16 protein-coding genes are annotated in these 13,676 nt (G+C 60.7%); 13 read left to right on the top strand and 3 right to left on the bottom strand.

The annotated features are described in order from the left end of the window. Positions 1-24: 24 nt before the first annotated feature. From ASG55_RS08845 to ASG55_RS08835, 3 genes are all read left to right on the top strand, one after another. Positions 25-1,209 (top strand): MFS transporter, encoded by a 1,185-nt coding sequence (locus ASG55_RS08845; RefSeq protein ID WP_056785604.1) that lies wholly within the window; start codon positions 25-27, stop codon positions 1,207-1,209. 27 nt (positions 1,210-1,236) lie between these two features. Further along, positions 1,237-1,911, top strand: a complete 675-nt coding sequence (locus tag ASG55_RS08840; protein ID WP_056785602.1) for a polysaccharide lyase family 7 protein — start codon at positions 1,237-1,239, stop codon at positions 1,909-1,911. Positions 1,912-2,220: 309 nt separating this feature from the next. Then, positions 2,221-3,537, top strand: a complete 1,317-nt coding sequence (locus tag ASG55_RS08835; RefSeq protein WP_330219658.1) for an MFS transporter — start codon at positions 2,221-2,223, stop codon at positions 3,535-3,537. Positions 3,538-3,544: 7 nt separating this feature from the next. On the opposite strand, the gene ASG55_RS27420 is transcribed toward ASG55_RS08835, so the two are convergent. Then, positions 3,545-3,673 (bottom strand): hypothetical protein, encoded by a 129-nt coding sequence (locus ASG55_RS27420; protein WP_095179833.1) that lies wholly within the window; start codon positions 3,671-3,673, stop codon positions 3,545-3,547. 132 nt (positions 3,674-3,805) lie between these two features. Continuing rightward, positions 3,806-4,357: a cytochrome b gene (locus tag ASG55_RS08830; protein ID WP_041478765.1), complete on the bottom strand. Its 552-nt coding sequence runs from the start codon at positions 4,355-4,357 to the stop codon at positions 3,806-3,808. A 206-nt stretch (positions 4,358-4,563) separates the two neighbouring features. Here ASG55_RS08830 and ASG55_RS08825 point away from each other — a divergent pair, with 206 nt between their 5' ends. The 9 genes from ASG55_RS08825 to ASG55_RS08785 all read left to right on the top strand — a co-directional run bounded on the left by ASG55_RS08825 (position 4,564) and on the right by ASG55_RS08785 (position 11,634). Beyond that, positions 4,564-5,241 (top strand): thermostable hemolysin, encoded by a 678-nt coding sequence (locus ASG55_RS08825; RefSeq protein WP_056785596.1) that lies wholly within the window; start codon positions 4,564-4,566, stop codon positions 5,239-5,241. After that, entirely contained in the window at positions 5,231-6,715 is a 1,485-nt protein-coding gene (locus tag ASG55_RS08820) for an AMP-binding protein (protein WP_056785594.1), read from the top strand. Before ASG55_RS08825 ends, ASG55_RS08820 begins: the two co-directional genes overlap by 11 nt. Further along, on the top strand, positions 6,715-7,389 hold the full coding sequence (locus tag ASG55_RS08815; RefSeq protein WP_056785591.1) for a TenA family transcriptional regulator: 675 nt from the start codon (positions 6,715-6,717) through the stop codon (positions 7,387-7,389). Before ASG55_RS08820 ends, ASG55_RS08815 begins: the two co-directional genes overlap by 1 nt. Beyond that, the gene (locus tag ASG55_RS08810; RefSeq protein ID WP_041478761.1) at positions 7,376-8,185 is read left to right on the top strand and encodes an SDR family oxidoreductase; all 810 of its coding nucleotides are present in this window, start codon (positions 7,376-7,378) and stop codon (positions 8,183-8,185) included. The genes ASG55_RS08815 and ASG55_RS08810 overlap by 14 nt, the downstream gene beginning before the upstream one ends. Next, positions 8,182-8,826 (top strand): tetratricopeptide repeat protein, encoded by a 645-nt coding sequence (locus ASG55_RS08805; protein ID WP_056785589.1) that lies wholly within the window; start codon positions 8,182-8,184, stop codon positions 8,824-8,826. The genes ASG55_RS08810 and ASG55_RS08805 overlap by 4 nt, the downstream gene beginning before the upstream one ends. Positions 8,827-8,837: 11 nt before the next feature. Further along, positions 8,838-9,500, top strand: a complete 663-nt coding sequence (locus ASG55_RS08800; protein WP_016774538.1) for a response regulator — start codon at positions 8,838-8,840, stop codon at positions 9,498-9,500. After that, entirely contained in the window at positions 9,497-10,867 is a 1,371-nt protein-coding gene (locus tag ASG55_RS08795; RefSeq protein WP_056785585.1) for an ATP-binding protein, read from the top strand. Before ASG55_RS08800 ends, ASG55_RS08795 begins: the two co-directional genes overlap by 4 nt. An 8-nt stretch (positions 10,868-10,875) precedes the next feature. Next, positions 10,876-11,079: a hypothetical protein gene (locus tag ASG55_RS08790; RefSeq protein WP_056785583.1), complete on the top strand. Its 204-nt coding sequence runs from the start codon at positions 10,876-10,878 to the stop codon at positions 11,077-11,079. A gap of 342 nt (positions 11,080-11,421) precedes the next feature. After that, positions 11,422-11,634, top strand: a complete 213-nt coding sequence (locus ASG55_RS08785) for a hypothetical protein (protein ID WP_224787233.1) — start codon at positions 11,422-11,424, stop codon at positions 11,632-11,634. On the opposite strand, the gene ASG55_RS08780 is transcribed toward ASG55_RS08785, so the two are convergent. Then, the gene (locus ASG55_RS08780; protein WP_056785578.1) at positions 11,628-12,599 is read right to left on the bottom strand and encodes a universal stress protein; all 972 of its coding nucleotides are present in this window, start codon (positions 12,597-12,599) and stop codon (positions 11,628-11,630) included. The two genes, ASG55_RS08785 and ASG55_RS08780, sit on opposite strands and share 7 nt — an antisense overlap. Before the next feature lie 233 nt (positions 12,600-12,832). Here ASG55_RS08780 and fnr point away from each other — a divergent pair, with 233 nt between their 5' ends. Next, entirely contained in the window at positions 12,833-13,573 is a 741-nt protein-coding gene (gene fnr, locus ASG55_RS08775) for a fumarate/nitrate reduction transcriptional regulator Fnr (protein ID WP_056785575.1), read from the top strand. The last annotated feature ends 103 nt before the right edge of the window (positions 13,574-13,676 follow it).

The following is a 13,676-nucleotide window of genomic DNA, read 5'->3' as shown; positions in this document are numbered from 1 at the left end:
TCCTGCCAGCAATCCGATTTCACCGTGAGTCTTGACCGGCGCAGCCTCAATCTTGTCGCGGCAGCGTTCGCGCTGACGGCGTTGTCCTATGGCCTGGCGCGCTTCGCCTATGGACTGCTGCTACCACAGATTCGTCAGGATCTGACGCTCAGCGTGACCGCTGCCGGATGGATCGGTGGCAGTGCGTTCGCCGCTTACTGTGTGGGCATCGTTGCGACGTTTGTCTGCAATGGCAAAATCAGTCCGCGCGGGTTGACGGTGATGGCCGGTGCAGCGGCCACGCTGGGGATGGGCCTGGTGGTTGTGGCCTCGTCGGGGCTGACGTTGGGCTGTGGTGTGGCGCTGGCGGGATTGAGCACGGGTCTGACTTCGCCGCCATTGGCCAGCGCGGTGGCAGCGCGTCTTGATGATGCGGATCGCCCGCGGGCCAATGGTTTTATCAATGCCGGGACAGCGGCGGGAATCGTTTTTTCCGGTTTTGCGGCGATATTGGCGGCCGGGCAATGGCGCCAGCTGTATGCCCTGTTTGCCTTGATCGGCATCGGCGTTACGCTCTGGCTCTGGTTTGCGGTACCGCGCCGGGTCGAGCGTGACGTCGCGCAGAACTTCTCGCTGGCAATGCTGCGTCGACCCGGCGTACTGCCTTTGTGCGCCAGTGCATTCCTGATGGGGTTGGCGAGCACGGCGATCTGGACATTCGGCGCCGATATTTTGCGCAGTAAGGCTGGTTTCTCCGATCAGGCGATTGCGTGGGCGTGGATCGTATTGGGCGCTGCGGGAATCAGCGGCTGCATGACCGGCGTGCTCACTGGCCGCTTCGGTGTCGCACGCATGCAGCATCTGGCGCTTGCCGTGATCGCGCTCGGGACATTGGGCCTTTCTGCCGCATCAGTTTCCGCCGGATCGGGCCTCGCCGCGATGTGCCTGTTTGGCGCGGCCTACATCGTTTCTTCAGGCGTTTATCTGCTGCAAGGCATTCGTTTGTTGCCGGACCGCCCGGACCTGGGACTGGGCATTCCGTTTCTGCTTCTGGCGCTCGGTCAGACCGCTGGCACGCCGGTTTTCGGCGCTGTGCTGGAGGCTGCCGGCGTAATCGTTGCCCTTTGTGTTTTCGCGGCGGCCGCATGCGCCGCTATGGTGCTGTGCCCAAGAGATGGTGAAAGTCCGCGCAGACAGATGTGCCAATCCACCGAAGGCTTGGGTCGCTAATGATTTTTATCGTCAGGAGTACAAACCATGGCCGTAAACATCAGCAATCTCACCCTCTCCACCCCGGTACCCGTCTCGGCAACCAATCCGGTGGCACTGGAACTCAACGGCGCCGAGGCCATTGCGCAGTTCCCGAGCATCGTCACGGTGCTGCCCGACGGATCCCTGCAACTGTCCGCGCCGACCAAAGGCGCCTCAAGCAAGAGCACCCACCGCACCCGCTGTGAATGGAAGGAATCGTTCTACTGGTCGCTGGCCAGTGCCGCTGACCACCTCAACTATCAGGAGATGACCGTGACCAAGGTCAACTCTGCGCAGAAAGTCGTTATTTCGCAGATGCATGTGAAAAACGACGACAGCCCCGCCATCAAGGTGTTCTGGCAGAAAGGCAACATCACCATGGGCTTCCGCCAGAGTTTCAACCAGCCCACCCCGGTCAACACCACGGTGCTCAAGGGCGTACCGCTGGGCGCGAAATTCAAGGTGACCATTCGCGCCAACTCTGCCGGCGTAGCTCGAGTCACCGTCGACTACAACGGCGTTGTCGGTACATCAGGTGATTTGCAGCTCGACTCAACCTGGAATTCGCAGGTGTTCAATTTCCACGGAGGGGTCTACAACCAGATCGACTACACCGACGCCACCCCGCCAGAGGATGGCTCGATCTGCATCATCAGTGATTTGTTGATATCGCATACTTAGGCGCTGAAACGAGCAAGGGCCTGCATAGCTTTTGCATGCATGGCCCTTGTCGGAGCTCAGCCCGATGATTAGTTTTCAGCCTCCTCTCGAACCTCAAAACAGCCTGCGTCCTAACGTCGCAGCCGTCAGCTATTGGCAAATCCTGCGTAAGCCGTAGAATCCCGCGCTCTCGCATCGCGCGTCCGGTCACAGACGCGAACTTGCAGGGCTGGCCATGTCGTCCGACGTCACCACCCTGCCCGATCGGCAGACCCCCTGCACAACACCTGTTCCAGCCTGGCAACCGCACGCGCAGTGGCGCACGTTGCGCTGTTCGATTTTCTTGAGGTTTTTATGTCTCCGCGTTTGCTGGCCATGGCGCTGGCGCCCCTGCTCGGGCTGTTCATTATTGCTCTGGGCAATGGTTTTCTGTCTTCCCTGACCACCCTTCGCCTGGACGCCGCCGGTGCCTCGGCGACGATGATCGGAGTTGTTTCGTCGGCCTACTTCATCGGCCTGACGCTGGGCGCGGTGTTCAACGACCGGCTGATTCTGCGCATCGGCCATATTCGTGCCTACGGCAGCTTCGCCCCGCTGATCGCCGTGACGATTCTGTTGCAGGGTCTGTTCTACGACACCTGGGGCTGGCTCGTCCTGCGCCTGATCAACGGCTGGGCCACGGTGGGTGTGTTTCTGGTGATCGAAAGCTGGCTGCTACTGGCCGGTGACGAGAAGATTCGCGGGCGCTTGCTCGCGCTGTACATGATCGTCCTTTATGGCGCTGGCGTTTTGGGCCAGGCGACGCTCGGGACCATCACCGGCATGAGCGACAGCGCGCCGTTCATGGTCGCCGGCATGCTCGCTGCGCTGTCGGTGCTGCCGATCGTGATCCTGCCGCGCGTGTCGCCGCTGCTCGATCAGGTCGAGCCGCTCAAGCCCCGGCAACTGCTGGGCGTGACGCCGACCGGGCTGGTCGGCTGTTTCGGCTCGGGGGTGACCATCGCGGCGATCTACACCTTGTTGCCGCTGTATCTGCAACGCAGAGGTCTGGACGTCGGAGAAGTCGGCAGCATGATGGCCTGGACGATCCTCGGCGCGATGCTGCTGCAGTATCCGGTCGGACGCTGGTCCGACCGCACGGATCGCTTGCAGGTGCTGACGCTTCTGACGGTGGCGTGCACCGCGTTATCACTGGTGATTGTGCTGCTGCCGCTGTCTTCGACAATGCTCGCGGCGATGCTGTTTCTGCTCGGTGGCGGCGTCTTCGCGCTGTACCCGGTGGCCGTCAGCCACGCGGCCGACCGCGCGCCGGCCGAAGCGTTGGTGCCGATGATTCAGGGTTTGCTGCTGATCAACTCGCTGGGCTCGGCCATCAGTCCGATGATGATCTCGCCGGTGATGAACTCGTTCGGCGCCAACGGCCTGTTCTGGGTATTTGCGGTGGTCAACCTGAGCATGGTCAGCTTTTTCTTCTGGCGCCGCGGCAAACGCCCGGTGCCGGCCAACCCCGCACCTTTCACGGCGGCAGCAACCTACTCGCCGACGGGTGCGGAGTTGCGCGTCACCGAGGATTTGCGTGTGGCCGCTGAGGAGCATCCGGCGATGATGGATGCGATCAGCGGGGAACTGGTGACGCAGCCACGGTGACCGCTGATCAGCAACTGCCCGGCGGGATGCCGTCCTTGTTGAAGTCCTTCAAGCGCTCGCGCTCTTCTTCGGTGGAATGCGCCGGGGTGGTTTGATCCGGTACCTCTTGCGGCACTTCGGTATTTTCTTCAGTCATGGCTTTGCCCTCGTTGTCGATGCTATTTCGGCATCGGCGAGGGCTGGCAGTTCCGGATTTTCAGCTCCACCGCAGCCATGCGCTTGAGTTGCGGCGAACATTACCTTCAGCGAACAGCGCCAGATGCTTGCCTCAAGAGCGGGTACGCTCAATCAGCATCCTCTGCAACGTGTTGTCCTTCACCCAGTAATGATGGAACAGCCCCGCCAGCGCGTGCAGGCCGATCAGCCAGTAGCCGGCACTGCCAATCCATTCGTGCCAGTACTTGAGTTGTTTGGCCAGGTCCGGATCAATAGCCACCGGCGCCGGCACATGGAAACCGAAGTACGGAAACGGTTTATCGCCCGCCGCGAGCATCAGCCAGGCGAGTAGCGGTGTGACAATCATCAATCCATACAGCGCCAGGTGCGTCAGGTGCGCGATTGCGGTCTGCCACGCTGGCGGCTTGGGGATGATCGGTGGACGCGGGGTCAGGCGGCCGATCAGGCGAATCCACACTAACGCGAAGATGCTTGCGCCAAACAGGCCATGCATACCCATCAGCAGGCCGCGTGCTTCGCTGCCTTTGGGCATATAGCCTTTGATTTCGACGCACGCATACACACCAACGAACAACGCCAGCATCAGCCAATGCAGGATGATTGAGAGTTTTCCATAACGGGTTACAGCGGTGTCGCGAATCATAGGAAACGCCTCGTGATTGTTGTGGAGCGACGATCATCTCGCTCGAAATTATCGATCCGGTTGCCCTGAATCAAGGCTGACCATGCTTGCCCAGCCTTAAGGGAGTCTGAAGATCGGCGCTGCGGTTAACGGTTTTTCATCTTCAGACTTCGTTAAGAAATGGCTTGGATACTGCGCTCAAACCCATTGAGGGAGGCGTTCTGCCCATGCCCGAATTCGACTGGAACATCCCGCTGCCCCTGCACTTCGGCCAGGCCGAATCGTTGCCGATGACGCTGAGAAACGCGTTGCCGGAGGACGAGCTGCGCGCGCCCTTCGAAGCCTTTATCCAGCAGCGTTTTCGTACGGCTCACGGTGCCGAAATCCGCCATTTCATGCCCGAGCTGTTCGGCATGCACAACAGCGATGGCCAGTTGTGCGCAGTGGCCGGGGTCCGTCGAGCGCATCTGGAGGCACTGTTTCTCGAGCGCTATCTGGATGAACCGATCGAGCCGTTGATCAGCGCCGCCGCCGGTCGTGCAGTGGATCGCAAGGTCATTGTCGAAGTCGGCAACCTCGCCGCCAGCGACACCGGCAGTGCGCGCCTGAGCATCATCGCCATCACCTATCTGCTGGCCATGGGCGGCCTGGAATGGGTGACCTTCACCGGCAACATCGGGCTGGTCAACAGCTTCCATCGCCTCGGTTTGAAGCCCGTGACATTGTGCGCCGCTGATCCACAGCGACTGGGTGACGAGCGTCAACACTGGGGCAGTTATTACGAAAGCAAACCCTGGGTGCACGTTGGCAACATTCGCGCGGGATTTGTTCACCTGCGCAATATTGGCCTGTTCACTCGCCTGGGTTTGCCGACTTCTGTTGAAGGAGCCTGCCATGTCGCTTGAATTGCAACGCTTCCAGGAAACCCTGCGCGACCATGCCCGGCGCAATGACAACGCCTCAGCCCTGTGGGGCGACACGCTGAGAATAGATTACGCCACGCTGTATGCCGAGGTGTTGTATCGCCAGGAGCGGCTGCGCGATGAGCAGGTGCAGGTGCAGGTGATCGCGCTCGCGCTGGACAACGGCGTCGACGCGATGCTTTGGGATCTGGCGGTGTTGTTCGAAGGCTTGACCTGCGTAACGCTGCCGCCGTTTTTCAGTGCCGCGCAGCGCGCCCATTGTCTGGAGCAGAGCCAGGCCGAACGGGTGATCGCCGAGCCGCAACTGCAAGCCGAGCTGCTGGCGGCGGGCTATGAATTACGAGGTGAATTCTGGTGTCGCTCGTTCAATGGCCCGAGTCGCATGCCGGCGGGCACCGCGAAACTCACGTTTACCTCCGGGACCACCGGCACGCCGAAAGGGGTGTGCCTGAGCGCCGACAGCTTCTTGCGCGTTGCCCGGGAGCTTGATCAGGCAAGCGCAGCTACTGGGCCGGAGCACCATCTGGCGCTGTTGCCTTTGGCGATCCTGCTGGAGAACCTGGGCTGTTATGCCGCGCTATACGCCGGTGCGGTGTTGAGCCTGCCAAGCCAGACAACCCTCGGCATTCAAGGCGCCAGCGGCATCGATGTTGCGCGCCTGCTCGGTTATCTGGCCAAGCGTGCGCCGGAGAGCCTGATACTCGTGCCACAGCTGCTGCAAGTTCTGGTCAGCGCCGCTGAACAGAACGCTTTCGATCCGCAAACCTTGCTCTTCGCCGCGGTCGGTGGCGCGCGGGTGTCAGCGGATCTGCTGCACCGCGCGCAACGGGTCGGGTTAGCGGTTTACGAGGGATACGGCTTGTCCGAGTGCGCCTCGGTCGTATGCCTCAATCGCCCCGGCGCGCGCCGTCCGGGCAGCGTCGGGCGCCCTCTGCCCCACCTCGAGGTGCGGTTGGCCGAGGACGGTGAAGTGCTGATCAAGGGTTCGGTGTTGCTCGGTTATCTGGGGGAGCCGGCGTATACCGATCAATGGTGGCCGAGTGGCGATCTCGGTGAGTTCGATCCGGAAGGTTTTCTCTATCTCAAGGGCCGCAAAAAACACCAATTCGTCACCAGCTACGGGCGAAACGTCAACCCGGAATGGGTCGAGTCGGAACTGACCCAGCGCCGCCACATCGCTCAAGCGTTCGTCTATGGCGAGGCGATGCCGCACAACCACGCCCTGCTCTGGCCGCATCGTCCGGACTGCACCGATGCCGAGCTGGCCGCCGCCGTCGCCGAAGCGAACGAGGCGTTGCCCGATTACGCCCAGGTGCATCAGTGGACGCGCCTGGCGCAGCCCTTCACCGCCGCCAACGGCCTGCTCACCGCCAATGGCCGGCCGCGCCGCGACGCCATCATCGCGCAGTACCGCACGCAACTGACCGAATCCGCCACTTCCGAGGAATCCGCATAATGAGTTTTTTCGACACCCTGCAAGAAGCCACACAACGCGAACGCCACGAGCTGTTCAACCTGCCGATCATCGTCGATGCGTTGCAAGGCAAGGTCAGCCTCGACAGCTATCGGGCCTTTCTTGCCCAGGCTTACTACCACGTGCGCCACACCGTGCCGCTGATGATGGCCTGCGGTGCACGCCTGCCGACGCGCCTGGAATGGCTGCGCAAAGCGGTGTGCGAGTACATTGAGGATGAATACGGCCACGAACAATGGGTGCTCAACGACATTGCCGCCTGTGGTGGTGATCGCGACGCCGTGCGCGACGGTCAGCCGTCATTGTCAATCGAGCTGATGGTCAGTTTTCTCTACGACCTGATCGCCCGGGGCAATCCGGTGGGTCTGTTCGGCATGGTAAACGTGCTCGAAGGCACCAGCATTGCCCTGGCGACCCACGCGGCGGGGAGCATTCGCGATCGCCTGGCGCTGCCGGAAACGGCATTCAGCTATCTGAGCTCCCACGGCGCACTCGATATCGAGCACATGCAGACCTATCGGCGGTTGATGAATCAGCTGGAAGACCCTGACGATCAAGCGGCGGTCATTCATGCTTCGAAAGTCGTCTATCGGCTCTACACCGACATGTTCCGTGATCTGCCGCGCGACGCTGAGGCCCAATATGCAGCTGCATGAAGCCCGCGTGGTGCTGACAGGTGCCAGTGGCGGCATCGGCCTGGCCATCGCCAGTGCCTTGTGCGCCGCCGGTGCCAGGGTATTGGCCGTGGCGCGGCATCAGGAGGCGCTGTTGCCGCTGCTTGAGCGGTATCCGCAGAACCTGTGCTGGGTCGCCGCCGACCTGACCTTCCTCAGCGATCGCCGCAAAGTGTTGGCCGCCGCCGACGCCATCGGCGGCATCAACCTGCTGATCAACGCCGCCGGGGTCAATCACTTCGCCATGCTCGAACAGCTCGATGACAGTGACATCAACGCGATGCTGGCGGTGAACATCAGCGCGCCAATCTGCCTGACCAAAATGCTGTTGCCGCAGCTCAAGCAGGCTGACAGCGCGATGGTGGTCAACGTCGGCTCGACCTATGGCTCCATCGGCTACCCAGGTTACGCCAGTTATTGCGCGAGCAAATTCGCCCTGCGCGGATTCTCCGAGGCGTTGCGCCGCGAGCTGGCCGACACGCGGGTCAGCGTGTTGTATGTAGCGCCCCGGGCCACCCGCACCTCGATGAACAGTGCCGCTGCACAAGCCTTGAACGATGCCCTCAAGGCCAGCGTTGACGATCCGCAGACCGTAGCGTCGGCAGTGATGCATGCGATTGCCGGCGACCGTCGTGATCTGTACCTAGGCTGGCCGGAGCGATTTTTCGTCCGTTTGAACAGCTTACTTCCGCATCTGGTGGATCGCGGTCTGCGCAAGCAATTGCCACTGATCCGCCGTCTCAGTGAAAAACCTGACAACGAGGCTTCAAAGCCATGAAAAAACTCTCCACATGCCTGCTGTTTGCCGCCCTCAGTCAAAGTGTCTGGGCGCTTGAGCCGGCTGATCAGCAACGTCTCACCGGCATACAGCAGAGCTGGGCGCACATTCAATACGAGGTGGCGGAAAAACAGCGCGCCGCGGCGTTCGAGCAATTGGCCAGCGAAGCCAACGCGTTCACCACGCAACGTCCGAATGTGGCCGAAGCCTGGATCTGGAAAGGCATCGTCACCAGCAGTTGGGCCGGTGCCGAGGGCGGGCTCGGTGCCCTGGGCAAAGCCAAGGACGCCAAAGCGGACCTGGAAAAATCCCTGACGCTTGACCCTAAAGCCCTGCAAGGCTCGGCATACACCAGCCTCGCTGCATTGTACGATCGGGTACCGGGCTGGCCGATCGGCTTCGGCGACAGCGACAAGGCCGAGCAATTGCTCAAACAAGCCCTGCAGCTCAACCCCGATGGCATCGACAGTCTGTACTTCTGGGGCGACCATCTCTACCGTCAGAAGCGCTACGCTGAAGCCAAGGCAGCGCTGATCAAGGCCAGACAAGCCGCACCCCGTGCGGGCCGCGAAAGTGCCGATGCCGGGCGTCGTAAAGAAATCGACGCCTTGCTGGTGGACGTGAACAAGAAACTCGACTGAAAGGAGTGCGCGTGCGTTTATTACTGATCGAGGATGACGTGGCGCTGGGTGAAGGCATTTATCAGGCGTTGGGTCGCGAGGGTTACACGGTCGACTGGCTCAAAGATGGCAGCAGCGCTTTGCACGCGCTGCTCAGCGAAACGTTTGATGTCGCCGTGCTGGACCTCGGCCTGCCGCGCATGGATGGCCTCGAAGTGCTGCGCCGTCTGCGTGACAGCGGATCGAACCTGCCGGTGTTGATTCTTACCGCGCGCGATGCCACTGAAGACCGCATTGCCGGACTCGACGCCGGTGCTGACGATTACCTGGTCAAGCCGTTCGACCTCGCCGAACTCAAAGCCCGTCTGCGCGCCTTGTTGCGCCGCAGTGCCGGGCGCGCCCAGGCGCTGATCGAACACGCCGGCATCAGCCTCAACCCCGGCACCCAGCAGGTCAGTTATCAAGGCCAGCCGGTCGCGCTCACCCCCAAGGAATATCAGCTGCTGCACGAACTGCTGTCGCCGCCGGGGCGGGTGATGACTCGCGATCAATTGATCCAGTTGCTCTACGGCTGGAACGAAGAAGCGGAAAGCAACACCCTGGAAGTGCACATTCATCACCTGCGCAAGAAGTTCTCCACCGACCTGATCCGCACCATCCGCGGCGTGGGTTATCTGGTGGAGGAGCGTCGATGACCTCGATCCGCCGGCGCACGCTGACCCTGATCATCGGCCTGTTACTGGCCGGCCTGGCGATACTCAGCACCTTCAACGTGCATGACAGCAACCACGAAATCGCCGAGGTCTACGACGCGCAATTGGCGCAGAACGCACGCCTGCTGCAGGGCGTGATGCGTATGCCGATGGCGAGTACCGAGCACGCGCAGTTGTATCAGGCGTTCAATCAGGCTCTCGGAGAAGCCAAGCCACGGGTTGACGGACATCCTTACGAAAGCAAAATCGCCTTTCAGGTGTGGAACCCGCAAGGCGAGGTGCTGGTACATACCGCCAGTGCGCCCTCCTTCACTGCGCCGCCGACGAGAACGGGGTTCAGCGACGTGGTCGACCTGAAAGGTCGGCAATGGCGAGCGTTCATGCTGGAAGACAAGCAGAACGGCCTGCGCATCTGGGTCGGCGAGCGCGACGATGTGCGCACCGACCTGGTCGACCGCATCGTGCGCCACACGCTGTGGCCGAACATGCTCGGCAGCCTGATCCTCGCCGCGATGATCTGGCTGGCCATAGGCTGGGGACTCAAGCCCCTGGCAGACATGGCGGCGACTCTGCGCGCCCGTCACAGTGGTTCACTTGAGCCGCTGCAACTGACGCCCCTGCCCAGTGAGCTGGAGCCCATGCAGGCAGCGCTCAATCGCATGCTCGCGCAGATTCAGGAAGTGCTCGGCCGGGAGCGTCGCTTTATCGCCGATGCCGCGCATGAAATGCGCACGCCGCTGGCGGTGCTGCGGGTGCATGCGCAAAATCTGCAGGAGGCCGGTACCGAAGACGAGCGTCGTGAGTCACTTGAGTTTCTGATCTCCGGAGTCGACCGCACGAGCCGACTGGTCAATCAGCTGCTGACCATGGCGCGTCTTGAACCCAAACCTAACCCGCCGCCACTGCAACGCATTGATCTCAGCGAAACCGTACGCAACAGCCTGGTGCAATTGACACCATGGTTGCTGAGCAAACACCTTGAATTGATCTTCGAGGTCAGCGACCAACCGTTTCATGTCCTCGCCGACCCCGCCGCCATCGACATTGCGCTGAATAACCTGATCACCAACGCGGCGAATTTCTCCCCCGAACACGGTGCGATCACCGTGCACCTGAGCGAGTCCGATGGCTTCTGTCATTTGACGGTCGACGATCAAGGGCCGGGAATCGATGAATCAGCCAGAGAGCGATTGTTCGAGCGTTTCTACAGCCGTGGCACGGCGCATGGCGCCGGATTGGGGTTGACCATTGTCAACACCATCGCGATGCGACTGAACGGACGGATTGAACTGACAAACCGCGCAGAGGGAGGTTTGAGGGCGACGTTATCGATTCCGGCAGGGGAATAATCATCCGATTGATTCAGCTGTATGCCGCCGGCCCCAAATACCTGCTGCTCAGCGCTCTGCTCTACGCGCTTGGCTCGTTGATTTACCTGGGCACGCTGAAAACACGTCAGGGTCAGCCGCTCAGCGGTCCGGAAACGGGTGTGTTGATCATCATCTGGGCCGCCGCGATTTACGCTGGCCGGATGTTGTGGGCCGGAACGCTGACTTTGTAAGGTGCACCAGCGTTTTCGCTAGACCGCCAGTACGCTGCAGGGGTCCTGGTACAGTGAAAAACCTGAATATCGAGGCTTGTCCACCACCCTTGCGAAAGCGCCTGGAAAACCGACAAAGCGGCGATGAAACTGGCGAGCGACATTGATCTGGATCAATCGCTGCGACGACAAACTGGATCGAAATAGATTCATGACTCGGCTGCGCCCGCATCTCGGATCAGGGACAGTCACAAGCTGCTCGAACGCGTGAAAGTTACAGATGCGGCCACAGGGTGGCAGGTCCGCAACCCACCCTCATTCTTGCTTTGCGAGGTTCACGATATGGTCATCAATGATTCAGCCATGACAACCGCCAATGTCCCCGACGCGATCGATGACAGTGGCGCACTGTTTCACGAAGCCGATCGGCTCAGCGAACGGGCCTATGCCGTCCTTGAAGAGCCGTTTTCTACAGACACCATGCACAAGTTCACTGAAGCGAGGAAACGCGCCGATGAGAAATATCGGCACGCCTGGCAACAATGGCAATACGCACACGGCGGGCGCAGTCACTGATGGATTATCCCCAACCGATTACCATCAACTGCTGCGATGACCGGGCAGGCTGTGGCAGGCATTGCCTTGACCATCAACAAACTGCAAGAAGCCCGGTTCATCAGGCATTCGGCCGTGCCGCCGATGAAGCCGTCGAGCGCTTGATGGTGACAGATACCGAGCACCAGCAGGTCGAACGCGTGCTGCCGGGCGAAGTCTTCGATCACCCGGTACGGGACACCTGAGAGCAGGTGGCTATGCTCTTCATCGAGACCATAGCGCTCGGCCAGCGTATCGAAGGCTTCCTGCTGAGTGTCGTTGATCGCATCGCGCAAACTGTGATCCAGACTCAAGTTCGGCACACTCATCGCCGCATCACCCACCACTGACCAATTGGCGACGTTCAACAAGTGCAACGATGCATCGCATTTAGCTGCCAATGTCGATGCAACGCCAAGTATCCGGTCATTGAGCCCTTGGGTCAGATCCTCGAGATGCGACAGGTCAATGGCCGCCAGGATCTTCAAGGGTTTCGGATGTGCGGCCTCGGTGACCAGATGCACGCAGGCGGGACAATCTCGTACCAATAGCCAGTCCAATGGCGGATGAAACGTTTGATTGAGCGCTGAAACATGGTGAGCATCCTTGATCACCAGATCGACATGAAAGTCATTGATGTACTCAAGTACATGCGCCGGCGTGGCCCTGGCCCAGACCACTTCGGTGCTGACTTGCACGCCGGCGCCACGCTGAAACCTGGCCTGCTGCTCCAGCCACTGGCGATGCATCTGCAAATAGCCTTCACGCGCTTGCGCCATGGCGTCGTGATCGAACAGACCGGCCAACGCCAAGGACTGGACATGATCGAACGCTACGATGTGCAGCAACGCGCCACTGGCCCGAGCGAGCGCCCGGGCGCGATCAAACGCCGGGGTGCGGGTCATTTCGGCGGGTGCGATCAACAGAATGCGTTTGAGCCTGAACATCACGTGTATTTCCAGTCAGCGCCATTGGACGATTCTGCAACTCTGCCAACCGCCACGCTTGATATGCATCAAGTCTCCCCATCAAGCCTGCGACACAAGAGCGGCGCAGAGGCCGTTGCCTTTGTGATTCCCCTCCCCGCCGTTCGTCCGTAATCACGCTGGCACGCCAAACGAAAGGCACGTGCGCTGCGAAGACTTCTATGCTTATCACACTCACTGGAGGCTGCTTATCCATGCTTGAAGCCCACTCGCCCCCGCCGATTCTTAAAACTGCCTGTTGCAATTGCAGTGTGGTGGAGTTATGCCTGCCGCTCGGTTTGACGGGCCCGGAGGTCGAGCGGCTCGACACGCTGATCGTGCAGCGATACAAGGTGAAGAAAGGCGCTGCTCTCTACAGGACGGGGGACCCGCTACGCTCGCTGTACGCCGTGCGAATAGGCTCGTTCAAGACCAGCGTGGTCTCCGTCGATGGCCGCGAGCAAGTGACCGGTTTTCATATTCCCGGCGAAATGCTCGGGCTGGACGCCATCAGCATCGATCAACACGCGTGTACTGCGTATGCACTGGAAGACAGCGAAGTCTGTCCGATTCACTTCGCACAGCTGGAAAAACTCGCGCAAAGCCTGCCATCGCTGCAGCACAACCTCAACAAGTTGCTGAGCCGGGAAATCGTGCGCGATCACAGCATGTTGATGCTCATGGGCAACATGAACTCCGATGAGCGCCTGGCGGCTTTCCTGCTCAACCTCTCACAACGCCTGAGCTCCCGTGGCTATTCCTCGAAAGAGTTCGTGCTGAAAATGCGCCGCGAAGAAATCGGCTCCTACCTTGGGCTGCGTCTGGAAACCATTTGCCGCGGCATTGCCCACTTGCGCGATCAGGGCTTGGTGGAAATCACCGCACGCGACGTAAAAATCCGCAACATGGACGGCCTCAAGCAGATGGTGTCCGGCTGCAACCGCCAGCAGCATTGAGCCCGTCCATGAGTTCCTGCCATGCCTTCGCCATCCCTCGGGCAAGCCATATCGAAGCGATGGGCGCGCTGTTTCGATGCACTTGAAATCACCTGTCTTTCTA

This window comes from Pseudomonas sp. Leaf434 (assembly GCF_001425545.1).
In the GTDB taxonomy this organism is placed as follows: domain Bacteria; phylum Pseudomonadota; class Gammaproteobacteria; order Pseudomonadales; family Pseudomonadaceae; genus Aquipseudomonas; species Aquipseudomonas siliginis.
Note: the sequence above shows the minus strand (reverse complement) of the source record. Positions and strands in the feature narration are given on the sequence as shown.